Raw genomic sequence first — 24,719 nt, forward strand, 5'->3', positions numbered from 1 at the left:
TTACGGCTTAACCGCTGACTTCCAAGCTAACTCAAACATTGTCCTATAGGCATTGGCGATGTCGTTGTCTTCGATGATGACACCGTAGTAATTTTTTTTGACGGATAGACTAACTACTTTGTTGTCATAGATGATATTATCCACGCTGGAAAAGAAGTGTGCCCCTGGAAGGATGCGAACATTTGAGGTGGGATTTTTTTGACTGTTCACTTTTTTGGCGTAGTTGCGATCAAAAAGAGTATTGTTCACAATTTCTCGCGAGCCTTTTAGATAAGCAAAACTGACTTTGCTGATTTTATTATAACTTTCCATAAATTCTTCAAAAATATCCTTAATCGAGCCGAACCAAAGTACCTCTGTTTGGCTTTTTAGTGTTTCTTCATAGATTTTTCTGATGCCAGCTTTTCCTTCATAAGTGACAATTTTGGGTTTTTCATTTTTGCTAAAATAGTTATTTTTGAGTTCCGGCAAAATTCTTTCAATGGAGTTCTTTTTGGATTCCAGCAATTGGACTAACTTTTCCGGTTCTTCCGGTAAATAATATTTCTTTTTGCCCTTGACGATGGTTTTCACGAGGCCGGCCTCGGTTAGATTTTCAATGGTAATATAGACCGTTGGTCTTTTGATTTCAGTTTCCTTGGCAATCGCCAAAATTGTACTATGGCCACAGCGAAGCATCGCTAAATAGATTTTGGCTTCATTGGCACTTAGGCCATAGTCGATGAGGGTTTTTTGTAATTCTTTCATGGTAATAGTGTAGCAAATATGCAAAAAATGTCAATAATTATGACATTATTTGTGGTTAGCTTAAGGAATAATGCCTAGCCATAGCTACGATATGCAAATTAGCATATCTGCTATGAAATATTGCGTTGACATAATGTGGGTTATTTCGCTATATTAGCTTATCGAAATAAAAAACATTCGAATAGTAATCTTAACAATAAAATAGTAAGGAGAGGCGAATGAAAAGAATAAAGCGGGCGATGTTAAGGATTTGCGAGTTGGCAAGAGAGGGGCTTGTTCCTTTCGACAAGTTGGAAGCGAGTATATATCGTCACGACCCGATGGTTCTTGTAGATTGTGTTAGTATCTCTGAGTTTGATTTTCCCAAGGGGACAGTGAATATTTCACAGTGTGAGCAGCTTGAGATGAACGGACCTGTCGAGTTTGATATTTCAAAACTCAAACAAACATTTCACCCAAGGCAAGTCGCTGGTGAAATGATTCCATTCAGTGACGTGTATTTATATCTTGAAGAAAATAAGCTTCTTGATGATTGCCTGGGTTTTTCTGAACTCCTTGCGATTAAGAAAAAAGGATATGATTTTTTCAGCCAGCACGTTCCTTATTACGAAGGACCCGGTGCGTTATTGATTGGCTGGAAGACAACTATTAGAGGAGCCAATGGTGATTTTCACGTCATAAGTCTTGGTAGCGGTGAATTTTTTTGGGTAGACCTTAATTATTTTCACTGTCTTCCAATCTTTCCAGCGATTTATTTTCCGGCTGATACAAAAAAGGAACAGAGAAAAAAAATCGACAGAGAGACGCTACTATCAAGATTTGAAAAATTAGTCAATAAGGGACTCATCCCTCTCGATGAGCTTCAAGCAACTATTGACGACTATGACCCAAAGGTTCAGGTAGATCGGAATATTATTCTGCCAGACCTAAATGGGGACTATCCCGTATTTGTGCACGAGGCATTTCTCCCAAGATGCTCAGGTCCGGATAGCTTTAATATTTTAAATATTCGTCCTTGGGGTCCATCAGAAAAACCAAATAGTACTTTGTGTTTTAGGGAGCTGCAAAAAAGGCTCAAGGCAGATGGCTTGCTTGAAAAATGTTTGGATTTTTCCGAGCTTGTAGCAATTCGCAAAAGGAAGAGTCGTGAATTTGTTGAAAAATATATCTACCTGAATAAAAACCTATCCAGTATGATATTCGGATGGAAAACGACCATTAAGCTTCATGATGGAAGAATAGCCGTACCATATCTCATGGTGAATGCTTTGGATTTGGGTGGTGTTGAATGGATGGGATTTAAGCAGGAAGACGAGTTAAGAATTGATCTTTATCATGTCTTTTACCATGCTGCATAAGATATTACACAAACACAAGAGGGAACTCCATGCATTAACTTTTGCATGGAGTTTTTTATTTTAAAAGTAAATAATAAACAACCTGCCCAAAAGAAAGTCCGGCGTCGCCACGTGGGATTTTTTTGTTTGTGTAGGCACCTTTAGAAATTAGATAGTCAGAAATAATTTTGTTGTTGGCGATACCGCCAGAAAAGAATATGTCATTCTGAGCGCAGCGCAGCGTAGCCGAAGAATCTGCTATTGAATATCGCTGGTGGTGTTCGCTGGAAGATCCTTCGGCTTCGTCCGAGTACGGACTTCGCTCAGGATGACAATTATGTTCTATTATTTCATGCAATCCTTGGGCGATATAAAGTTGTGCCGTAGTGGCGAGGCGTTTCTTGTCTTTGCGTAAATTTTTAACTAAATATTCAAACAAAAAAGTGGTATTTAAAACTTGCTTGCCCTGCGAAAGCATAATTTTTGGTTTTAAATCCGCGTATGGTTTTTCAGAATTAGCTTCGAGGAGTTCGATCGGCTCGTGTTTATATTTCCGTTCATTTTCGCAAAAACCCAAAAGCAATGAAACGGCGTCGAGAATTCGTCCAGTGCTGGAAGTTTCCAGGCAATTGAAATTTTGCTGGAGCTGATTGTGAATTAGCTCAAATTCGTTTTTGGAATAATATTTTTTAATGTAATGAAAGATAGTGTTTTTTCTTTTCAGCTCGTCCTTGCCCTCATCTGTCACGTACTCGTGACATCCTCTCCCGGAGGGCGAGGAGGATGCGGAAAAAACTTTTTCTAAAATACCAATGAGCATCCGCGCCGGTTCTCTCACTGCCAAATCACCGCCAATAAGTATTTGATTTTCAAGGTGGCCGATTCTATTGATTTTAACTTTATTTTTGGAATTTTTTTTAGAAATTAGATAATTAGATAAATTAGAAATTTTAAATACTTCTCCTCCCCAAATCTTTCCATCTTCGCCGTAACCTGTACCGTCCATGGCAACTCCGTAGAAACAATTTTGAACCTTGCCTACCGGCAGGCAGGTTTTGAATTTTGAATTTTGAATAATTCTATCTCCGATAGCGGAAAAAATATGGGCGAGGTGGTGCTGAACTTGGATGTGTCTGGCTTCGTATTTTATGCTTAAAGCCTCACCCCAAGTCGAAGTAAAATATAGAGGATGGAGATCAGTGAGAATTATGTCTGGCTTGAACCCGTGGTTTTTTAAAAATTCCAAAACCGCATCCTGATATTTTTGCCAATTTTTTTCATCCAAAAGATCGCCAAAGCTCTCTGAGAAATAGATTTTCCCAGCTTTGAAGATACAAAAATTTCCGTCGGATTCAGCTCCAAGGGCGAGGATCGTCTTTTTGGTATTTTGGGGAAAAAGATGTGTGTCCATATGAATAAGTATAGCACAGGGTTTTTGCTTAGTTTTTTTCATAATTTATGCTAAAATAGAGGAGTAAAAACATAATTTATTCAATCTAAAATAATGCCAATCAAAAATAAACCAGAAACAAAAAAAGCGAAGCCAAAAAAAAATGTAGCGACAAAAATTAAAGTACGAGTGATAAAAAAAATACTGACGCCGAAGATTAAAGCAGAGGCGGTAAAAAAATTTGCCAGTGGAAAACCGCGCGTGGCCATTATTAGCCTCACTTCTTGCGAAGGTTGTCAGTTTGTTCTCCTTGACCTTGGTACGCGCTTTTTGGAATTCACAGAAAGCGTGGAGTTAGTTGATTTCCGCTTGATTGAGGACATGGAGGATGATGGTGGAATGCTGGATTTGGTGCTTGTAGAAGGCAATCCAGTGACCAAGGCGAATGAAAAAACCTTGCTCGAAGCGAGAAAGAGAGCCAAGGTGCTGGTGGCGTTGGGAAACTGCGCGGCGATGGGTGGGGTGCCGGAGATGAAAAATTATCATGAAGGTGTGAGTACGATTAAGCATGTCTACAAGTATCTGCAAGGAATTAATAATCCGGCTATTCGCGAGATTGATAATCTGGTGAAAGTTGATTTCGTTTTTCCAGGTTGCCCGATCAATGGGGAGGAGTTTTTGACTTATGTTCCAGAATTGCTCAAGGGAAATATTCCGATTATTCCGGATCAGCCGGTTTGCGTGGAGTGTAAAAAAGCGGGAAATCGTTGTCTGCTTCTCGACAAAAAACCCTGTTTTGGTCCGATGATTCTGGGTGGCTGTGGGGCGACTTGTCCTAGTTCGCGGGCGCAATGCCAGGGTTGTCGCGGACTGCGTCCGGCAGGCAATGTGACAGCGATGCGCGCGGCGCTAAAAAATATGATGAGCGATGAACAGTTTCAGAATATGACCGAAATTTTTGGGCTGCGTGATGATTTGGAAGCCAGGGAGCGTAAGGATAGATTAGTAAAGAGATGAAAAAATTTTTTCAATATCTGGCAATCGTCATCCTCTTTTCAACTTGGGGGACAATGCTTAAGAATAAAACATCTTTCCGTGAAGCTGTACTTGATGCGAAAGAAGCTATTTCGGAAATGACCGGAATCGGTTTGCCATGTTCCAAGCCGTTTAAATATGCGATCGGTTCAGTCGATCCGAAATTCGGTCTGAGTACGAATGAGTTTCTAATCCAAGCACAGGAAGCGGAAAATATCTGGGAAAGCCAATCCGGGAAAAATTTATTCGAATATGATCCAAATTCCCAGTTTAAGATCAATCTGATTTTTGACTCAAGGCAGGTGCAATCCAATGAAGCCGATAAGCTGAACGAGAACCTTGACCAGCTGGAATCGTCGCATAAAAAAATCACTGATCAATATGAGAATTTGAGTGGAACATACGAACAAAAAACAGCCAAATACAATGCAGATGTGGCGGATTATCAGAAAAAGCTTGATGCCTATAACAAGGCGGTCGCAGATTGGAACAAGAATGGGGGATCAAAAGATGAATATGCTGAGCTAAAAGAGGATAAGGAAGATTTGGAAAATTTATACGAAAAACTAGAGAAAGAACGCCTGGAAGTAAATAGTTTGGCGGGAAAAACTAATGCGCTGGTTTCCAAAGAACAAAAAGTGGTCAACGAATATAATACTAATGTCTCGACATATACAAATAAATACGGAGGCGGACAGGAATTTGAAAAAGGGCTCTATGATGGCGAGGAGATCAATATCTATCAATTCAAGCAAACGACTGATCTGCGCTTGACGCTCGTGCATGAACTTGGTCATGCGCTGGGCATCGGACACGTCGAAGACTCCAAGTCGATTATGTATTATTTAATGGGGGAGCAGGATATGGAAAATCCGGTACTTTCAGCGGAAGATCTAGGCGCATTGAAAACTGTTTGCAAGTTTAAATAACTCACCGGGTTATTTTTAAAAATGACAAAATTAAAGCTAAAACCGAAACTGTTTTTCTGCTTCATTGTATTTTTTAGCATTTTTGGTCTGGCTAAAAATTCCCATGCTGCTACCTACTATATTGACTACTCTAACGGGTCTGATACTAACAATGGAACTTCGACCTCGACTCCTTGGAAACTGGCTCCGGGGATGCGCGGATGCTCGGTTGGGGATACAGGTGGAAATTGTAATGCGAAGCGAGTTTCTGGTGGCACTCCTGGAGACCGGTTTATTTTTAAGGGAGGTGTAACTTGGCCACGTGCAGCGTTAAGTTTTAATTGGTATTTTGGTTCTGGTACAACAGCCAACCCGATCTATTTCGGGGTGGACAAAGCTTGGTATGCCGGAGGCGCATGGTCTAGGCCGGTCATGGATGCGGAAGATAATGAACCATATCCTAGTCCGGAAAATTATTACACCATGATGGCTATTTATGGTGACGGGTTTGTTGTTGATAATTTAGAATTCAAGGGGTTGGCTCAGTTGGCAGATACCAATCCAATCTATCCAGGGATGCTGACTGTTGGCACATCAATAGCATCAGTACAGGGTATTGAGGTGAAAAACTGCTACTTTCATGGTTGGAGCCATGGTGGAACGGCAGTGCATGACAATATGATGGTACTCAGCACGGTTTTATGGGACACTCCAGATATGAATCTTAAAATTCATGATAATGTTTGGGATGGTTCTGATACAACAAAAGACATGGCGCTCGCATATAAAGGATCGGCCGGACATTTTTACAATAATTATGTCGGTGATATGTCCAATATGTACGTTGGTGTTAATGAGGGTTATATGTGGGGCAATTCTTTTATAAACATCGGCATCGGACGAGGGATAGATTGTACTTTCATTAATGGTGTGAGTGATTATTTCTCGTTTGATTGCACGACGCATGGAAATACAGACGAAACTTATGGCACACACTATGGCTATTATAATAATTATTCAGATCATGTCGGCGGGGGAGCAAATCTGATCTATTATCCAGAACCGTCCGGTTCGACGACGGTCTTTAATAATGTAGTTGTGGATGATGGCAATCAAACAATGCAGCTAGGCGCGCTGTATATGACGCCAAGTAATACTTTTGGGTATAATATTTTCAATAATACTTTCCAGGTTACCGCCACCAATGGAACAATTAATGGAGGAACGGGCGGAGGAGATGGATCAAGATTTTCATTTGCCAAAATTCAAAATAATCATATTATCAGTAGTCCAATCGGCAGTTCAATCAATATGTCAAACATAACAACGACCACAACACAAGACCACAATCTTGATCAAACAGCAGAAGTCGCTTTGGCGGCCGGTTATTTATCGACGCAAACGCATCCTTATTCTCCGCAGGCGTCGAATAGTAGTACGGTAAATTCCGGGACAGTCCTTTCGTTAATATGTTCTGGATTATCTGACGTTGCCCCGTCACTTATTGCCACAGCCTGTCTTAGCGATACGACTCTTGGTGTAACTTATGATGCTGTTAATCACGCAGTTACTGGTGATGGCAAGGCGGCAATTCTCCGCGGAGCAAGTTGGGACATCGGTGCCTACGAATATGCCACAGGAACAAGCGACACCACTCCACCAACAGCTCCAAGTGGACTCAACGTAGACTAAAAGAGGTAATGAGCATGTTACGTAACAAGGCAAGTAACAAATTCGGTGGTTTGTTTTAATAAAATGCAAAATGACAAATTGAAATTCAAACTCTTTTTTCTAGTAGTAATATTTTATTGTTTTTTTGGATTGGCCAAAAATTCCCATGCTGCCACTTACTACATTGACTATGTTAGTGGATCTGATAGTAACGATGGTGCTTCAACTTCGACTCCCTGGAAATTAGCTCCAGGGATGCGCGGATGTTGGGTGGGTGATACTGGGGGTAACTGTAATGCTAAACGTGAAGCGGGTTTTTCTGCCGGAGACCGGATTGTTTTAAAGGGCGGAGTCACATGGCCTAAAGAAGCACTCTGTTGGGATATGTATTTCGGCGGTGGGTCAACTGGAAATCCGGTTTATATTGGAATAGATCAAACATGGTATGCTGGCCCATCGTGGAGCCGTCCCGTAATAGATGCTGAGGGCTCGACAATTTACACAAGCCCTGAAAACGTAAGTAACACAATGGTGCGTTTCTACAACGATTATAGTATTATTGATAACTTGGAATTCAAGGGGTTATATCAATTATATGGAGGAACTAATGGCCCGCGCCATATCATGCTAACCACTGGAAATTATTCAGAGATAAAAAATTGCTACTTTCATGGATGGGGACATGGGGGAACTGCAACAGCGGACAATCTGTTTATAGTCAGCGGATGGGGGATGGATTCATCCTTGCATCATAATGTGTGGGATGGATCAGACACTACAAAAGATATCGGCGAGGCATGGTATGGGACAACTGGTCATGTGTATAATAATTATTTCGCATACATTCAGAATGGTGGAATAGTGGCAACTGCTGAAACTGTTTATGTATGGGGCAATACATTTTTTGAATCAGCTTATAATTATGCAGACTTCGATCCTAGCGCACATCATCAGACTTTTGAGAACTATGGAACTACTTATTATTATAATAATTTTACACACAACATAGGTGGTGGGGGTAACGTACTAACATATGGGATGCGCAACAACGACTACATATTTAATAATGTGATGTATAATAATAATACCCAAGTTTTACAGCTAGGGAATGATCCCAATGAAGGTGGTGGATATGGAATTTATGCTTTTAACAATACAATGCAAAGGGCTGAGGCTTCATACATAGTTGGTAGCCCTGCAAATGGGCCTGGGATGATAACCGTTCAAGACACTAGCAATAATCATGTGGTAGCTCCTGGTCCGGATTATATATATTGTAACTCGACCTATGTTACTAATTGCACATCTAATAATGTTCTGGCTCAAACTGTAGCAGTAGCGACAAACGCCGGATACACTTCTAGTAGTACATATCCATATCTATGGAGTGGGGTAGGTAGTGGCGGGACTGTAAATGCTGGTAGCGATTTAAGTTTAATCTGTTCTGGCATGACAAATAACGGACCGTCTACTCCGTCGGCGGATTGTCTTAGTGACACTACACTCGGTGTTGTTTATGACGCTACAAGTCATACTGTTACTTATCCATTTAAGAATCCAGTGGTGCGCGGAGCAAATTGGGACATCGGCGCCTACGAATACGCAGCAGAAACAAGCGATACCACTCCACCAGTAGCACCAAGCGGACTCAATGTAGACTGAAAGAGGTAAACAATCTGTTACGTAACAAGGTAAGTAACAAATTCAGAAATGCAAAAAGACAAATTAAAATTCAAACTATTTTTTCTGGTAATAATATTTTATTGTCTTTTCGGATTGGCAAAAAACTCTCACGCCGCGACCTACTATATTGATTACGCCACAGGGTCGGACACAAATAATGGAACTTCCAAATCCACGCCCTGGAAACGCGCCCCGGGGATGTATGGCTGTTTCATAACAGATACTAATGACAATAATTGCCGAGCCAGGACACATTCAATGGCTAGTGGTGACTCATTTATTTTCAAAGGCGGAGTTATTTGGCCGGCGGACGCACTGGGAATGAACTGGTATTTCGGAAATAACACCTATTTTGGCGTTGACCAGACTTGGTATGATTCAGCCGGATGCAGCGCGGCAGGCTACTCGGGGTGGTGTCGTCCCGTATTTGACGCGCAAGGAACAGAGCCCCATCTTAGTCCGGAAAACTATCATTCGATGCTGGCAGTTTGGGGCTCTGGACAGACGATTGATAATATGGAATTTAAGGGCATGGCACAATTGCATGGCACTGACACGAGCGTGAATGGTTGTGCGGGGATAGCGGGGAATGGATATGGTATAAATGTGATCAGTATCAATTATGGCGGCCCGGCGCCACACGCCACTGTCAAGAATAATTATATCCATGGTTGGTCACATGGTCCGGTATATAATAAAGGAGATTGTATCTGTTGGAGTGTCCAGCATACAGATTGCAATGCTTGGGCAGGGGGTGTGGATAAGGATTTGATCGTTGCTGATAGCTCCAATTTTATATCATTTTATTCTGACGTTGTGGATTACACTTCCCAGTTCTATGATAATATTGTTGACGGATCTGACACTACCGGGGACATGGGTTGGAATACGGTATCGGGCGGTTGGGGGCATGTTTACAACAATTATATAGCGTATGTCCAAAACGCAACCATCGCTGGAAATGCAGGTTATTTTTGGGGCAATACGTATTATGAAATCGCCTATACTATTCCCGATTTTGACGTCTCCCAACATCATCAAGTATTTGAAAATATAGGATCACCAACGTATTTTTGGAATAATTACATTAGTCATTCTGCCGGAGGAGCAACTCTGATTATTTATGGAATTGATTCTGTCAATGATTACATATTTAATAATGTAATTATTTATGGCAATGATCAAATAAACCAATCAAGCGATGGTGCGCTAGCCACCTATGTGTTTGGCAATACGTTGCATACCGCGCATGGTAGTAGCAATTTGTATGCAGTTGCATCTTTGGGGCCTGTGTATGCTAAAAATAATCATATTATGACAGACAGTTCATCTTTTATACAGACAACATATGGAGGTGAAGCGACTAATAATGTTGAAGAAACTCCTGCCCAAGCTTTGTCGTATTTTTCAAATGCAATATATCCTTATTACCCTAATTCAAATGCACCTTCAATAAACACCGGAGTTGATCTGACTTCTTATTGCAACTTGTTGGTCGATAGTAGTCCATCAATGCCGCACACTGACTGTCTCAAGGATACTACTCTGGGAGTGAATTATGATACTTCTACACATACGGTAGCTTATCCTAAACGAACTCCATTGAGTAGACCGCAAGGCTCTGCTTGGGATATCGGTGCCTATGAATACGAAACTGGCGGAGGGGACATTACTCCGCCTGGAGTACCGAGCGGACTGAGTGTGAGTTAAGAGATGTAAGTAATTTGTTACGTAACAAGGTAAGTAGCAATGGGATTAATCATTTTTCATAAAATGCAAAAAAATAATTTAAAACTAAAACTCTTTTTTATTATAATTATAATTTGTGGGATTTTCGGGCTGGCGGAAAAAACTTTCGCGGCTTGCACAGGATCAAGCCCTACATGGACAAGTTCTTCTGATTCTGCTTCTGTTGCAAGTTGCGTTTCCAGCGCATCGGCTGGGGATACTATAAATGTTTCTGCGGGGACGTCATCGTGGGGAGCTTCTGCTGTAACAATACCCGCCGATAAACCTCTAAATATAATTGGTGCTGGAACAGACAATACTATTATAAATATGACAGGAAATTATGTATTTACTATTTTACCCTACGTAGGGACGATTCAAAATCCTGCATCAAGGATTAGTGGATTTTATTTTATATCTCCTTCTGAAGCTAAATATTCTTGTATAAAAGCGCAGGGGCAATACTGGAGAATAGATCATAATAAATATAGTAGCATTGATACCTCAACAACAACCGCTTTTTTTATTGAAGCCACTGGTATTAATACGGATGTTCAGCCATATGGACTGATTGACCATAATACGATTATTAATGGTAAGATAGACGGCATGGGGGGAGCTAATTCTTACGATGAAACGAGCGCATGGCTTGATGCGATTGATTTGGGAGGATCAACGGCGGTCTATGTTGAAGACAATACTTTCTCAACTAGTTATCCAACTGTTACAACAAAGAAGTTAATGCTTGATGGTGGGTATGGCTCTAAGATGGTGTTTAGATATAACACAGTATCAAATGGGGATGTGCAGGAACATGGCTTACAATCCGCAGGAGATCGCGCCAGCAGAAAAGTTGAATTTTACGGCAATACTTTTGATTATTTGAATGATTCAGGTTTTATAGCTATGGAGTTTTTGTCTGGAACTGGCGTGGCATTTTATAATGAAATTACAGGCGATGTACCTAGTTATGGATTAGGTTTTGAATATAAACGTGAAGGAACGAGCGTAGGGTGTTTGGGTCAGTGCAATGGAACCTATGCTTGGGATGGTAATGAATCAGGGCAAAGCGGATGGCTTTGCAGGGATCAGCCGGGTACGGGAGGCGATTCTTCAAGGTGGGTAAATTATGATGAGTCTTGTTCTGGGACACCCACTGCACAGATAAAGATGCCGATATATGCCTTTTTGATGAAAGGTGCCATAAATGATATATACAACTTTAGTCCGACGCATGTTGTAGCGAACCGGGATTATTATTATACAGACGACACTCATTGTGCGGCTGGCGGTGCATCCTGCTCGGCTGGAGTTGGTGTTGGAACTTTAGCACAAAGGCCGTCATCATGTACTACGGGCGTAGCATATTGGGCAACCAATCAATCAACATCTAATTATTCTGGCATGGTAGGAGCAGATCCATCAACTCCAATAAATGGTACGCTCTATAAATGTACAGCAACCAACACTTGGACAGCCTATTATGCTCCCTATGCTTATCCGCATCCTTTACAAGGAGAAGCGGACACGATATCACCGGCTGTTCCAAACGGACTGAGTGTGGAGTAGATTTTTAGCTAGTCTTATTTTGAAAAATAAAGTATAATTTAGTTATGAATATCAAAATCAATCATATCGCAAAGATGGAAGGGCACACTGGCTTTATGGCAAGTGTGCTGGGTGGTGATGTTAAGTCGGCGAAATTGGAAGTGCAAGAAGGCATCCGGCTGATCGAAGGCGTACTCATTGGGCGGGAATATCAAGACATGCCGCTCATTGCTCAGCGCATCTGTGGAATTTGTCCGGTGGTGCATAATCTCACTTCGGTGAAAGCTTTGGAAAACGCGATGGGCGTGACGGTGACGCCGGAGACGAAAAAACTGCGCGCGCTTTTGGAGGACGCCCAGTTTATCCATTCACACGCCTTGCATCTGTTCTTTTTGTCACTAGCGGATTTTTTGGATATGGACAATGACATCGAACTGATTAATAAATATCCGGAAGAAGCGAAAAAGGCCATACGGATCCGTGAGTTTGGAATGGAGATTGTGAAAGTGGTGGGCGGTCGCGTGGTGCATCCACTGACCAATGAAGTCGGCGGATTTAAAAAAGCGCCGGATCGCGAAGCGCTGAAAAAGCTGGTTAAAGATGCGGGTGAAATTTTGCAAATTGCCTTGGAGCTGGGAGATTTTTTTCGCGGAATCAAAATTCCGGATTTTTCGCGAGTGACAGAATATGTTTGTCTCGACAAAAAAGGCGAGTATGCGATTTATGACGGAGACGTGATTTCCAATCTGGGACTGCACATTCCGGTGGAAAAATTTGAAGCGAACTTTTTGGAATTGCAAAAACAAAACGAAGTGATCAAAAGAGTTGAGCATAATGGCCAGAGCTATATGGTCGGCGCGATTGCGCGGGTGAATAATAACCGCTCCAGGCTTCGAGAAAATGCGGCCCAGTATTTGCGCAGTCTGGGATTGACTTTTCCGGATTATAATCCCTTTCATAATATTTTAGCGCAGATGGTGGAAGTGATTCATTGCGTCGAGGATGCGAGGCGGATTATGCTGGAACTTTTGAATAGTGATTTGAATGAAGTTGTCACGAAAAATTATACCGTGAAAGAAGGTGTCGGCGTGGCTGCAGTGGAAGCGCCGCGTGGAACCCTCTACTATCACGTCGATGTCGATACGAAAGGGTATGTAAAAAACGTCAACATCATTACACCGACTGCACAGTTTTTGTGCAATCTGGAAGACGATATCGCCGACTATATCCCGCAAATTTTGAAATTAAAAGACAAGGAAAAAGAGAAAAAATTGCGCGCATTTATCCGCGCTTATGATCCGTGCATATCTTGCGCGGTGCATTAAATCAGAACCACTGATTAACACTTGATTACACATGATTTCACTGAATTTTTTGTAACTTTGTTAATTTTTAATAAATAATAATATGACCGAACTAAATCAAATCTACAAATGCAATATTTGTGGAAACATCGTTGAGATGGTGCATGCCGGAGCGGGCGAATTGGTCTGCTGTGGGGATCCGATGGAGCTGAAGCAGTCCAAAACGGAAGATGAGGGCAGAGAAAAACACAAACCGGTAATTGAAAGAACGGACATTGGTGTGATTGTGCGCATCGGAGAAGTGCCTCATCCCATGATCAGTGAGCACTATATTGAGTGGATCGAAGTGGTGACGGAACATCGGGTGTATCGTAAACACCTTGAGCCGGGGGCAGAACCGCAAGCGGAATTTTGCCTGGAAGCGGAGCATATCACAGCGCGCGCCTATTGCAATGTGCATGGACTGTGGCAAAATTAATATGCACGATTTCATTTTAGCTAAAGAAATAATCGACGAACTGGGGGTGATTATGGCGGAAAAAAAGCTAGACAAGATTAAGAAAGTCAGTCTGGAAATCGGGATGATCAGCCTTGCGCATGATGGGCATCCGGAGCACGTCGAAGATATTAGTGTGGAAAATTTACAGTTTGGCTTGGCTAGTATCGCAAAGAATACGCCGCTTGAAAAAGTGAAATTTGCGGTCAAGAAAGTAGCAGGGGAGCATTGGAGAATAACAGACATCGATGTCTAATATATTTTAAAATAATACTATGACAAAAATTGCAATCAACGGTTTTGGCCGGATCGGCCGGCTGAGTCTTCGCATCGCTTTCGAGAAAGAAGGGTTAGAAGTGGTCGCTATCAATGATCTTACGGATCTCAAAACGGCCATGCATCTTTTTAAGTATGATTCTAGCTTTGGTCATTATAACCACGAAGTGAGCGTAGACGAAGAAAATTCCGAGTTGATCATTGACGGAACACGGATTAAATTTTTTAGCGAGCCGGATCCATCCAAGTTGCCTTGGAAAGAATTGGAAGTGGATACTATTTTGGAATGCACCGGGATTTTTGAAAATCGGGAGAAAGCCGGAAAACATATCACAGCAGGGGCAAAAAAAGTAATTTTGAGCGCTCCGCCCAAAGATGATATCCCGGTTTATCTGTTGGGAGTGAACGAAAACGAATATGATCCGAGCGAGGACATCATTTCTAACGGTTCTTGCACGACCAATTGTCTGGCACCGATGATCAAGGTTTTAGATGACAATTTTGGACTAGAAAAAGGATTTATGACAACGACGCATTCATATACTAATGATCAGCGCATCTTGGATTTGCCACACAAAGACTTGAGACGCGCCAGGGCGGCGGCGTTGAGTATAATCCCAACAACAACCGGGGCAGCAAAAACTGTTGGAAAAGTTCTGAAGCACCTGGAAGGGAAATTGGACGGTATTTCTTTGCGAGTTCCGACACCGGTCGTTTCTATCGTTGATTTTATCTGTACGCTCAAGAAGGAGGCAACTGTGAAGGAGATTAATGAAGCCTTTAAGGAAGCGGCTGAGGATAAGATGAAGGGAATTCTAGCTGTCAATGATGAAGGTCTCGTCTCGATGGATTTTAAGGGCGACGCGCATAGTGCGACTGTTGATATTCCGCTCACGATGGCTAATGGAAACTTGGTGAAAGTGGTCGGTTGGTACGACAATGAATGGGGATATTCTAATCGGTTGGTGGAGATGGCAGAATTTATTTCAAATCAGAACCACTGATTCGCACTGATTAAGATGATTGCACTGATTATGAATGCGAAATTCAATCAGGTGTAATCAGGAAAATCATGTGATAATCTGTGGTTTAGAATTTTATGTTCGATATCCTCATTAAAAATGCCAATATTATCGATGGAACCGGGATACCGGCCTTTTTGGGTGATATTGGGATAAAGGATAGTAAGATTGCACGGATCGGAGAGCTTGGTGATGAGCGGGCGACGATAGAGTTTGATGCAGAAGGGAAAACAGTATGCCCGGGGTTTGTCGATGTGAATAATCATAGCGATACTTATTGGCGAATATTCCTGAGCCCAGATTTGGAAAGTTTGATCTATCAAGGTATAACGACAATTATCGGTGGAAATTGTGGAACATCACTAGCGCCATTAGCTACGCCAACAACGATCGACGCGATTCAGAAGTGGGTGGATATCAAAAAAGTAAATATTAGCTGGTTGCGAGTTAAGGAATTTCTGGCCATCCTTCGGGATAAGAAAATCTCTCCTAACTTTGGGACACTGGTTGGACACGCAACGCTTCGGCGAGGAATCATAGGAGATGAAGTGCGTAGTCTTTTGCCAAGAGAGATTGAGATGCTCAAGAAAAATTTAAAGAAAGCAATGAAGGAGGGCGCTTTGGGAATGTCAACAGGACTCATTTATTCTCATGCTCGGCTGGCTCCGCTCGAGGAGCTAGTTGAACTTGCAAAAGTTGTAAAGAAATATGATGGTGTCTATGCGACGCATATCCGTTCTGAACAGAAAGACTTTCTTGAGGCAATCGAAGAAGCTTTAGAAATTGCGAGACTTTCCGGCGTCAAGTTGCATATTTCTCATTTGAAAGTGATCGGTGAAAAATATTGGCCAAAAATGGAAGCAGCTCTGGAGATTATAACAAGTGCGAAAAAATCCGGCGTGGATGTGACTTTTGATGTTTACCCTTACACAGCGACAGGATCGGTGCTTTATTCATTTTTGCCTGTCTGGGTTTCAGAAGGTGGAAAAAAAATAATGCTCCACCGACTGAAGGATCCGGTCATTCGTGCCAAGGTGGTTTTGGAGATGCGAGAATCGGGATTTGATTATTCTAAGATTAAAATTGCAATATCTCCGCTCAACAAAACTCTGGCGCGCCGTGATGTTTCTGAAATCGCCCGCAGTCAAGAGAAGTCCGTCGAGGAAGCTATAATAGACATTCTAGTTGCTTCTGAGGGTATGGTAATTATCACCGTTGAAGCATTAAATGAGGAAAACATCAGACAGTCTCTCAATCATTCACTTTCAATTGTGGCGACAAATGGTTCCGGCTATGATATTTCTCATTCCAAGACGGGCGAGCGGGTCCACCCGCGTAATTTCGGAACCTTCATAAAAGTATTGGAAAAATACGTCAGGACAGAGAAGCTTTTGAGTTGGGAAGCGGCGATCCATAAGATGACCCAGGCGCCGGCTGAAAAGTTTGCGCTCAAAAAACGCGGGGTCTTGAAAGAAAATTATTTTGCTGATATAGTGATGTTTGATCGCAATAAGTTAAAAAGCCCGGCAACTATTGAAAATCCGTACCAGTACTCTCAGGGTATTGAGTTAGTCATAATCAATGGAGAGATCGTGCTCAAGGATGGTGAGTATGCTGGAAATAGGAACGGCCAAGTGCTTTTGCGCTAAAAACATGATGAATATCAACGACTTGAAAGGAAAAAAAGTGACAGTAATGGGACTGGGAATACATGGCGGGGGAGTCGCGACGGCTAGATTTTTAGCTTCTCTCGGCGCGCGCTTGGTTGTGACGGATCTGAAATCAAAAACAGAGCTGGTAGAATCAGTAAAGAAACTGGCCGATCTTAAGAATATTACTTTCGTTTTTAATCAACATCGACCGGAAGATTTTTCTCAAACTGATCTGGTGGTGAAAAATCCGGCGGTGCCTTGGAATAACAAGTATATCAAATTAGCCTTGGATAATAAGATTCCGGTGGAAATGGATTCCAGTCTGTTTTTTCGTCTGTGCAAGAATAAGATCATCGGCGTGACTGGCACGAAAGGCAAAACCACCACATCCAGTCTGATCCACGCTATCTTAAAAACGGCGCAAAAAGATGTCATCAAAGTGGGAATTAGCCAAGTGTCAGTCCTCGACAAATTAAAGGAGTTAAAAAAAGACACCATTGTGGTTTTTGAGATTTCCAGCTGGCGTCTTTCAGCTCTCGGTCGAGCGAAGCTTAGTCCTGAAATTTCCGTCATTACCAACCTGTATCCTGATCATCTTAATTATTATGGTTCGATGGAAAAATATATTGCGGATAAAGAAAATATTTTTTTGCATCAGAAAAAAACCGATTTTTGCGTCATCAATGTGGACAGTGAGCTGCTGGAGCAGAGTCGCAAGAAAATTCCAGCGCAGGTCGTGGAATTTTCTAGACAAGATATATCTTCGGAATACGGCGCTTCCATTAGAGAGGGTGGAGTATATCTGAAAAATAAGGCGGGGGAGAAAAAGATTTTAGAACTCTCAGAAATTACTCTGCGTGGTGCGCACAATCAAGAGAATATTTTGGCGGCCATCGCTGTTGCAGGAATTTTTGGCGTAGAGCCAAAAATTATCAAAAAAGCCATTGTGGAATTTGCCGGTAATCCGCACCGCCTGGAGTTGGTGCGAAAATTATCTGGCGTGGCCTATTATAATGATAGCGCGGCAACAACACCAGAGAGCGCGATTTCCGGCATTAAATCTTTTACTGAACCGCTAGTGCTTATTTGTGGAGGAGCAAACAAAAGCTTGGATGTCTCTGGCTTGGCCAAGGAAATTGCTAATAACAAAAATATAAAAAATTTAGTTTTTTTAGCGGGCGAGTCGACTGATCGGATGATTGAAAGCTTGCAAAAAGAAAGTGGTGTCCAAAAGGCTGAATTTTTGATTGCCAATTCGATGGCCGAAGCGATCAGGCTGGCAAGAGAGCAGGCAATTTCGGGTGATGTGGTTTTGTTATCTCCCGGTGCAGCAAGTTTTGGAATTTTTATCAACGAGTTTGACCGGGGGAATCAATTTCGGGAGATTGTGCGAGGATTGAAATAATTATGAGCTTGTGAAATTGTTTATTTCTAGTATAATAATAAATATGGCAGTTAAATAAAAAAAGAACATGAAAAATAAAAAATTCCTTAATAAAAATAAAAGATTTTATTTGTTTGTTTGTTTGTGTTGTTTTGTTTTTTTAGGAAAAGCTAATTATATACAAGCCGCCTGGGAAGAAGTATATGACTTTTCTTCGTCAATCGAAAGACCACAAATTGGTTTTGATTCTTCTGGTGAATTTCCTTTCATTGCAGAGCCATTATCTTCAGAAATAAGTTTTCCCCAATTCGACGGCTCTTTGTTTGGGGATGTTTTTGCATCATCAATTTCGGATGATTTTCATGATTCCTATCGGCCAAGAAATATAAAATTAGTCAAAGCCGCATCTTCTGGTGATTTTTTTCTGACTTACCAAAAAGGAATAAGTGATACTTCTGGGTTAATTATTTTAATGAAACTAGTGGATGAACAATGGCAAGAAATATCCTCTATAGATAGTGCTGAAGTTGATAGTGGATTCGTCGATATCAATAGTTATGATATTTCAATAGCACCAGTTTCAAATGATGTGTATGTTTCCTATATAACTTCCAATGCTCAGTCTCAGACAAAAATAAAAATTGCTAAGCTTAATGGCGGTGTATTTGATTTTATAGGAAGTTGGGATGGGGATGAGGAAGTAAATTCTATTTATTATGATCCCCAAGATATTAATATAAGCGTACAGCCAACAACTGGTGATTTATTTTTGTCGCTTGGTTATTCAATTGGAAGCTCGTTTCCTCTTCATGTCCATACTATTCCTTATGTAAGAAGGTATTCGTCGGGAAGCTGGTCTGATTTTAATACAGATATTTTTCCTCAGGAAGCCTGTTCTAGAGTTTCTAAGGTTCTTTTCGATCAGGGATCCAATGATCCGATTTTGATTTGTTCTCAGTTTTACGGAGTAGGTGCTTATAAATTTTCCGGTTCAAGTTGGTCAGAAATAGGGTCAGATCTTAATACCAGCGAAAATCAGTTGAATTATCTCTATGATGTCTATGCTAAGATGGATACGCATAATAGGATTTTTCTTGCTTACACTAAGCAGACCAGTGCAACTTATGGTTGGCCTAATTTGGCAATCCTTGATTTAGAAGAAGTCGGTGGTGACTGGACGAATATAGCGGTTGATACTGCCGATGGCTATAATGTCTATGACCTAGTATTGCAACCGGTAACTTTAGCTCCCTATGTAATTACGGGAAATGAAGCCGAAACTGATTATGTACTATCTCGTTATCCTGGGGAATTTGAGGTTTCTCCTCCGGATGCTTACCCTGATAGCGCATTGACGCATGTAATCCCAATTTCCGTAACACTTTCTTCGTCAACTTCAGGCGCCTCAATCTACTATACAACAAATGGTACAATTCCCACCACAGGATCGACTCTCTATTCCGGAGTGATTAATATTTCCAGTACTACTATACTAAGGGCAATTGCAGTTAAAGATGGATGGGTAAATAGCAATGTCGTTGCTTATTATTACACAGTAGATCAAGTTGCCCCAGTTATTACAAATGTGGTGCTGAGCAATATAACTACTACGGGGGCTAATGTAGCTTTTAATACAAGTGAGAATGTCATATCGACAATGATTGAATATGGACCTGATACGAATTATGGCTATAGCGTGGCGGGTAGTTCTTATTTACTTGATCATTCTATTAATATTGGCTCCCTTAGCCAGAATACGCATTATCATTATCGAGTAGCAGCTTTGGATTATGCTGGTAATTATGGCTATGGAACTGATGGAAATTTTACCACTCAGACTGTCGGTGATGTTACTCCGCCAATACCACCAGGCGGACTTAGCGTGAATTGAATATATCTATTTCAAAAGATTATTTTCAGGGTCGAAACGATACTGAGTTTGCGTATTCTCCAGAATTAATCTTCAATACGCATAGTTTATTTTTCGTTCATTTAGTCTTCATGAGAGTGAAAATTTTTTGGACCAATCTTGACTATAGATAAGATTGCTTTTGGTAAACGCGTCAGTCCTGCCATGGCCTGGACAAATTGTTTTTTGTTGTCTATAATGACAAATAGTTGTTTTGGGGGGTAAATATGGGCGATTAGCTCAGTTGGTTAGAGCGCGTCACTGATAATGACGAGGTCGGAGATTCGAGTTCTCCATCGCCCACGTGAAAGTAAGATTTAGTTAAAAATAAGGGCCCTTAGCTCATTTGGTAGAGCACCTGCTTTGCAAGCAGGGGGTGATCGGTTCGAGCCCGATAGGGTCCACTAAGTATTCTCCGTTTAGCCAAGGATGGAAAAAACGCTTGACAAGAGCGTTTTTTTGTGCTAAAATTACAGGTTGGTAAAAAAGATTGCAAAAAATGGTTTTTAGTGTAAAATGAGAAAATCGAATCAGTAGAGATATTATTTTGTAAACAGGATTTATTGAATAATATTTCAGATGATTTTAATTGATAGATAATATTTGTAACGACAATTTATCTATTGGAACAGTTCTTTGTGATTGGAAGCGCCTCGCACGAGGCGTTAGTAGAAAGGAGTTAACTCTCAAAAGAAGGAGATAGCTATTAATGGCAAAGGGAGTCACTACCGCGTATTCCGCGGGAAAAGTTAACCAACTAAGGATTAAGGTTAGGGAGGAGCTTGAGAAGGGTATCGATCCAGCTGGACGTTACATTCTGGGCAACATGGCCTATCTAACACGAGAAGCGATTGAAAGAGTGCTCATTGCTGAGTATGAAAAATCGCTTGGGGAAATGGAATTAAGTGAAATTCTCAAAAAGTTCGTGTTGGAAAATAAGAATTATCGGGTCATGCTTGATCAATAATTACTTGTTATGTCTAAGTTTTTAACCTTAGCGAAAAAGAGAGCAGGCCGACGTGTCGTCCTGCTCTTTAACATTTTCATGGCATGTCTTGCTAATAACTTTCCACCATCGCCCCTGGAATCAGTTTTTTTATTTCATTTTCCAGATCAATACTTTTCGATATGCAGTAGGGGGTTTCTAGTTTCGTGCCGCTGATTTTGAGATAGACTTTTGTGTCGCCGGGTTGGCATTTTCCAAAATGGGCAGAAAGAGTTTTTAGAGTTTCTTGGTCGGAGGCTTGGGGGAGAGTTACAATAATTTTCGGCTTTTCATTTGGTACTGCTTCGACGGTATTTTTTTGTGCCGGAACGGCGGGCGCCGGGTGGGTGCCGTTGGTTTTTTGGGTGGCGATGATGCGGGCACGCTGTTCCATTTCTTGCTGGTTTATCACCTTAGCACTGTCGACCAAGAGTTTGAAGCTGCCATCTTTGTCGGAAATTTTTCCTGAAGCGAGGAGGACTTTGTCTTCGGTCCAAAGTGAGCCGGTGGCTTCGAGGACTTTGGGAAAGACGAGCAACTCAATATTGGAATACATATCTTCAATCGTGGCAAAGAGCATTGTTTTTTGGTTTTTGAGAAAAATCTTTTTGATTTTCGTGACTACTCCACCGAGCGTAATTTCTTGTCCGACCAGATCTTTGCCAATGTTGCGGATGGGAACAGCAACCGAATCGATATAGGCTTGAAAATCAGCGGCTGGGTGGCCACTAATGTAGAGCCCGATCAGTTCTTTTTCCCAGGCCAGTTGTTGTTTTTTGGTAGCAGGAAAAGTGGGCAAGAGTTGGATTTCCGGACTGGCTAATTCGGCTTCTCCAAAGAGACTGACTTGGTTGGAATTTTTGTTTTTCTGGAAATTTTTGGAATGGGAAAGAATGTTTTCAATTGATGCGACGATCTGGTTTCTCTCGCCCAAATCTTCCAAAGCGCCGACTTTGGCTAAGGCCTCGATCGATTTTTTGTTGAGATCTTTTGATTCGACCCGCTCGATAAAATTAGCGAGACTCGTGAAGCGTCCACCTCTTTTTCTTTCTTCGACAATCTCGTGCGCAACGGTATGCCCGACATTTTTGACGGCGTTCAGTCCAAAACGGATCTTCTCAGATTTAGTTTCCGGATCGATTATGACAGAAAATTCTTCGAAACTTTCATTGACATTTGGTGGCAAGACTTCGATGCCCATTTCTCGACATTCAGTTACTTCGATGGCGACGCGGTCAATATCATCTTGGTCGGAAGTGAGGAGTGCGGCCATAAACTCGGCCGGGTAGTGCGCTTTGAGATAAGCTGTCTGATAGCCGATGAGGGCATAGCAAGCGGCGTGGGAACGGTTGAACCCATAACCGGCGAATGGTTCGATATAGGCAAAAACTTTTTCGGCCACTTTGCGTTCTGTGCCGAGCTTCACTGCGCAGTCGATAAATTTAATTTTTTGTTCGGCAATGAGGGCGAAGATTTTTTTGCCCATCGCTTTACGCAAAACATCCGCTTCGCCGAGCGTGAAACCGGCCAAGGCTTGCGCGATCTGCATCACTTGTTCTTGATAGACGGCCACGCCATAGGTCTTTTCTAGGATCGGTTTTAATTTCGGGTGGAGATATTGGATCGATTTTTCGCCGTGTTTTCGGGCGATGAAATCGGGAATCCAGTCCATCGGTCCTGGTCGGTAGAGGGCAACCATGGCGATGATATCTTCAAAGACAGAGGGTTGGAGCAGCTTTAGATAGCGTTTCATTCCGGAACTTTCCAATTGGAAAACGCCAGTTGTCATAGCTTTTTGCAGAAGTTTGAATGTGTCCGGATCGGCTTCCGGAATATCATCAATTTTGAGATCAATATTTTTGGTGCGTTTCAAGATCCGCATCGCGTTTTGCATGATAGTAAGATTTTTCAATCCCAGAAAGTCCATCTTGAGAAGTCCGATCTTTTCTACATAACTGGATTTGGTCGAAGAAGAATATTGTGTAACTAAACCTTCTTTTTTGCCTTGCATTTTTTGTACGGGAGTATATTCCGTTACTGGATCTCGGGTAATGACGACGCCACAAGCATGCATCGAAGCGTGGCGCACGACGCCTTCCAGGCGTTTGGCGCTATCGATCAATTTTTTAGAGTCTTCGCCGGAAGCATAAAAATCTTTGAACTCTTTGACATTTTCCAAAGCTTCGGCCATCGTGGAAAACATCGGAATGAGTTTGGCAGTCTTGTCGCAAAAGTCATAGGGGTAATTGAGCGCGCGACCGGCGTCACGGATGGCGGCGCGGGCAGCCATCGTTCCAAAAGTGATGATCTGGGCGACATGGTCGTTGCCATATTTTCCCCGAACATAATCCAACACTTCATCGCGTCGGTCGTCGGCAAAGTCCATATCAATATCAGGCATCGAGATTCTTTCCGGATTCAAAAATCTTTCAAACAGCAAATCATATTTGATCGGGTCGAGATTGGTGATTCCGATTAGATAGGAAACAAAACTGCCAGCGGCACTGCCACGGCCCGGTCCAACGACGATGCCCTGATCTTTCGCCCAGTTGATCATATCTTGCACGATGAGAAAGTAGGAAGCAAAGCCGGTTTTTTCAATTATGGAAAGTTCATATTCCATCCGATCGCGGTGAACTTGCATGACATCTTCCGGTTGGTAGCGTTTTTGCATCCCTTCCTCAGTCAGTTTGCGCAGATAAGTCTCGGTCGTTTCGCCTTCCGGTACGCCAAAATATGGCAGCTGCGTTTCGCCCAGTTTAATTTCTAAATTACATTTATCAACAACTTCTTGGGTATTGGCCAATGCCTCCGGAACATGTTTAAAATGGTCAGCCATTTCCTCTGGGCTTTTGAGATAGAGTTTGAAATCCATCATGTTCATGCGATCTTTTTCTTCCACCTTGCGGTTCATTTGGATGCACAGCAAAATATCTTGCACGGGTGCGTCGGCTTCATTGACGTAATGAATGTCATTGGTGGCGACGAGGGGGATATTGCATTTTTTGGAGATGCTAATCAATGCGTCATTGGCGATTTGTTGCGGAGCAAAATTGGGATGATGCATAAGCTCCAAATAGAAATTTCCGGCGCCAAAAATATCCTGGTATTCTAGGGCTAAGTTTTCGGCTTTTTCCAAATTGCCGGAAACGGCGGCGGATGGCACTTCGCCTTCCGTGCAAGCACTGAGCCCTATGAGTCCTTCGGAGTGAGAGCGGAGCACTGTTTTGTCGATGCGGGGTTTGTAATAAAATCCTTCGAGATGAGCGATGGTGATGAGGCGCATCAGATTTTTGTAACCCGCTTCATTTTTAGCCAAGAGGATGAGGTGATGACGTTTACGATCGGCCGAGTCAGGATTTTTACTGTGCAGATCGGTCGGTGTGATATACATCTCGCAACCGATGATCGGTTTGATTCCGCGCGCCTTGGCTTTGATATAGAACTCGATCGCGCCATAGAGCACGCCATGATCAGTGATCGCAAGCGATTCCATCCCAAGTTCTTTGGCGCGGTCGAGAATATCATCGATCTTGGCCAGGCCATCAAGGAGAGAGAAATGGGTGTGGACGTGGAGGTGAGTAAATTTTGGGGATAAAATTTCTGACATAATGTTATTTGTGATTTTATTTATATCCTCCTCT

At 42.0% G+C, this 24,719-nt stretch carries 18 protein-coding genes and 2 tRNA genes; 17 read left to right on the forward strand and 3 right to left on the reverse strand.

Features of this window, described 5'->3' with window-relative positions; genetic code table 11:
• Complete coding sequence (locus tag WC848_06200) at positions 1-747, reverse strand: helix-turn-helix domain-containing protein (GenBank protein ID MFA5962247.1); 747 nt, start codon at positions 745-747, stop codon at positions 1-3.
• A gap of 218 nt (positions 748-965) precedes the next feature.
• Here WC848_06200 and WC848_06205 point away from each other — a divergent pair, with 218 nt between their 5' ends.
• Positions 966-2,105 carry a hypothetical protein gene (locus tag WC848_06205; GenBank protein MFA5962248.1) on the forward strand — a complete coding sequence of 380 codons (1,140 nt, stop codon included), beginning with the start codon at positions 966-968 and terminating at the stop codon, positions 2,103-2,105.
• 55 nt (positions 2,106-2,160) lie between these two features.
• On the opposite strand, the gene WC848_06210 is transcribed toward WC848_06205, so the two are convergent.
• Positions 2,161-3,495 (reverse strand): hypothetical protein, encoded by a 1,335-nt coding sequence (locus tag WC848_06210; GenBank protein ID MFA5962249.1) that lies wholly within the window; start codon positions 3,493-3,495, stop codon positions 2,161-2,163.
• Positions 3,496-3,588: 93 nt separating this feature from the next.
• Between WC848_06210 and WC848_06215 the strand changes: the two genes are divergently transcribed.
• The 16 genes from WC848_06215 (at position 3,589) to WC848_06290 (ending at position 21,057) form a co-directional block, all read left to right on the forward strand.
• Positions 3,589-4,491 carry a hypothetical protein gene (locus tag WC848_06215; GenBank protein MFA5962250.1) on the forward strand — a complete coding sequence of 301 codons (903 nt, stop codon included), beginning with the start codon at positions 3,589-3,591 and terminating at the stop codon, positions 4,489-4,491.
• Positions 4,488-5,438, forward strand: a complete 951-nt coding sequence (locus WC848_06220; GenBank protein ID MFA5962251.1) for a matrixin family metalloprotease — start codon at positions 4,488-4,490, stop codon at positions 5,436-5,438. Before WC848_06215 ends, WC848_06220 begins: the two co-directional genes overlap by 4 nt.
• A gap of 21 nt (positions 5,439-5,459) precedes the next feature.
• Complete coding sequence (locus tag WC848_06225; protein MFA5962252.1) at positions 5,460-7,109, forward strand: hypothetical protein; 1,650 nt, start codon at positions 5,460-5,462, stop codon at positions 7,107-7,109.
• A gap of 63 nt (positions 7,110-7,172) precedes the next feature.
• The gene (locus WC848_06230; GenBank protein MFA5962253.1) at positions 7,173-8,750 is read left to right on the forward strand and encodes a hypothetical protein; all 1,578 of its coding nucleotides are present in this window, start codon (positions 7,173-7,175) and stop codon (positions 8,748-8,750) included.
• A 48-nt stretch (positions 8,751-8,798) separates the two neighbouring features.
• Positions 8,799-10,481: a hypothetical protein gene (locus tag WC848_06235; GenBank protein ID MFA5962254.1), complete on the forward strand. Its 1,683-nt coding sequence runs from the start codon at positions 8,799-8,801 to the stop codon at positions 10,479-10,481.
• Between the two features lie 39 nt (positions 10,482-10,520).
• Positions 10,521-12,068 (forward strand): hypothetical protein, encoded by a 1,548-nt coding sequence (locus tag WC848_06240; protein ID MFA5962255.1) that lies wholly within the window; start codon positions 10,521-10,523, stop codon positions 12,066-12,068.
• A gap of 44 nt (positions 12,069-12,112) precedes the next feature.
• Positions 12,113-13,372 carry a Ni/Fe hydrogenase subunit alpha gene (locus WC848_06245; GenBank protein MFA5962256.1) on the forward strand — a complete coding sequence of 420 codons (1,260 nt, stop codon included), beginning with the start codon at positions 12,113-12,115 and terminating at the stop codon, positions 13,370-13,372.
• A gap of 82 nt (positions 13,373-13,454) precedes the next feature.
• Entirely contained in the window at positions 13,455-13,829 is a 375-nt protein-coding gene (locus tag WC848_06250; protein ID MFA5962257.1) for a desulfoferrodoxin, read from the forward strand.
• 1 nt (position 13,830) lies between these two features.
• Positions 13,831-14,103, forward strand: a complete 273-nt coding sequence (locus tag WC848_06255) for a hypothetical protein (GenBank protein MFA5962258.1) — start codon at positions 13,831-13,833, stop codon at positions 14,101-14,103.
• A gap of 19 nt (positions 14,104-14,122) precedes the next feature.
• Entirely contained in the window at positions 14,123-15,127 is a 1,005-nt protein-coding gene (gap, locus tag WC848_06260; protein ID MFA5962259.1) for a type I glyceraldehyde-3-phosphate dehydrogenase, read from the forward strand.
• Positions 15,128-15,222: 95 nt separating this feature from the next.
• Positions 15,223-16,794 (forward strand): D-aminoacylase, encoded by a 1,572-nt coding sequence (locus WC848_06265; GenBank protein MFA5962260.1) that lies wholly within the window; start codon positions 15,223-15,225, stop codon positions 16,792-16,794.
• Positions 16,795-16,798: 4 nt separating this feature from the next.
• On the forward strand, positions 16,799-18,202 hold the full coding sequence (murD, locus tag WC848_06270; protein ID MFA5962261.1) for a UDP-N-acetylmuramoyl-L-alanine--D-glutamate ligase: 1,404 nt from the start codon (positions 16,799-16,801) through the stop codon (positions 18,200-18,202).
• A 67-nt stretch (positions 18,203-18,269) separates the two neighbouring features.
• On the forward strand, positions 18,270-20,072 hold the full coding sequence (locus tag WC848_06275) for a chitobiase/beta-hexosaminidase C-terminal domain-containing protein (protein ID MFA5962262.1): 1,803 nt from the start codon (positions 18,270-18,272) through the stop codon (positions 20,070-20,072).
• Between the two features lie 247 nt (positions 20,073-20,319).
• Positions 20,320-20,393 (forward strand) — tRNA-Ile (locus WC848_06280).
• A 28-nt stretch (positions 20,394-20,421) separates the two neighbouring features.
• A tRNA-Ala gene (locus WC848_06285) sits at positions 20,422-20,494 on the forward strand.
• Between the two features lie 305 nt (positions 20,495-20,799).
• Positions 20,800-21,057 carry a hypothetical protein gene (locus tag WC848_06290; GenBank protein ID MFA5962263.1) on the forward strand — a complete coding sequence of 86 codons (258 nt, stop codon included), beginning with the start codon at positions 20,800-20,802 and terminating at the stop codon, positions 21,055-21,057.
• A gap of 91 nt (positions 21,058-21,148) precedes the next feature.
• On the opposite strand, the gene WC848_06295 is transcribed toward WC848_06290, so the two are convergent.
• The gene (locus WC848_06295) at positions 21,149-24,685 is read right to left on the reverse strand and encodes a DNA polymerase III subunit alpha (protein MFA5962264.1); all 3,537 of its coding nucleotides are present in this window, start codon (positions 24,683-24,685) and stop codon (positions 21,149-21,151) included.
• Positions 24,686-24,719: the final 34 nt, after the last annotated feature.

The sequence above is a fragment of the Parcubacteria group bacterium genome, assembly GCA_041659505.1.
Lineage (GTDB): Bacteria > Patescibacteriota > Minisyncoccia > Moranbacterales > UBA2206 > UBA9630.

Bases quoted from the DNA above. Each gene is read 5' to 3' on its own strand.
- WC848_06210 (MFA5962249.1), bottom strand. From the start codon at position 3,495: ATGGACACACATCTTTTTCCCCAAAATACCAAAAAGACGATCCTCGCC.
- WC848_06220 (MFA5962251.1), top strand. From the start codon at position 4,488: ATGAAAAAATTTTTTCAATATCTGGCAATCGTCATCCTCTTTTCAACT.
- WC848_06230 (MFA5962253.1), top strand. From the start codon at position 7,173: ATGCAAAATGACAAATTGAAATTCAAACTCTTTTTTCTAGTAGTAATA.
- WC848_06225 (MFA5962252.1), top strand. From the start codon at position 5,460: ATGACAAAATTAAAGCTAAAACCGAAACTGTTTTTCTGCTTCATTGTA.
- WC848_06205 (MFA5962248.1), top strand. From the start codon at position 966: ATGAAAAGAATAAAGCGGGCGATGTTAAGGATTTGCGAGTTGGCAAGA.
- WC848_06275 (MFA5962262.1), top strand. From the start codon at position 18,270: ATGAAAAATAAAAAATTCCTTAATAAAAATAAAAGATTTTATTTGTTT.
- WC848_06255 (MFA5962258.1), top strand. From the start codon at position 13,831: ATGCACGATTTCATTTTAGCTAAAGAAATAATCGACGAACTGGGGGTG.
- WC848_06250 (MFA5962257.1), top strand. From the start codon at position 13,455: ATGACCGAACTAAATCAAATCTACAAATGCAATATTTGTGGAAACATC.
- WC848_06265 (MFA5962260.1), top strand. From the start codon at position 15,223: ATGTTCGATATCCTCATTAAAAATGCCAATATTATCGATGGAACCGGG.
- WC848_06215 (MFA5962250.1), top strand. From the start codon at position 3,589: ATGCCAATCAAAAATAAACCAGAAACAAAAAAAGCGAAGCCAAAAAAA.
- murD (MFA5962261.1), top strand. From the start codon at position 16,799: ATGATGAATATCAACGACTTGAAAGGAAAAAAAGTGACAGTAATGGGA.
- WC848_06290 (MFA5962263.1), top strand. From the start codon at position 20,800: ATGGCAAAGGGAGTCACTACCGCGTATTCCGCGGGAAAAGTTAACCAA.
- WC848_06200 (MFA5962247.1), bottom strand. From the start codon at position 747: ATGAAAGAATTACAAAAAACCCTCATCGACTATGGCCTAAGTGCCAAT.
- WC848_06240 (MFA5962255.1), top strand. From the start codon at position 10,521: ATGGGATTAATCATTTTTCATAAAATGCAAAAAAATAATTTAAAACTA.
- WC848_06295 (MFA5962264.1), bottom strand. From the start codon at position 24,685: ATGTCAGAAATTTTATCCCCAAAATTTACTCACCTCCACGTCCACACC.
- gap (MFA5962259.1), top strand. From the start codon at position 14,123: ATGACAAAAATTGCAATCAACGGTTTTGGCCGGATCGGCCGGCTGAGT.
- WC848_06235 (MFA5962254.1), top strand. From the start codon at position 8,799: ATGCAAAAAGACAAATTAAAATTCAAACTATTTTTTCTGGTAATAATA.
- WC848_06245 (MFA5962256.1), top strand. From the start codon at position 12,113: ATGAATATCAAAATCAATCATATCGCAAAGATGGAAGGGCACACTGGC.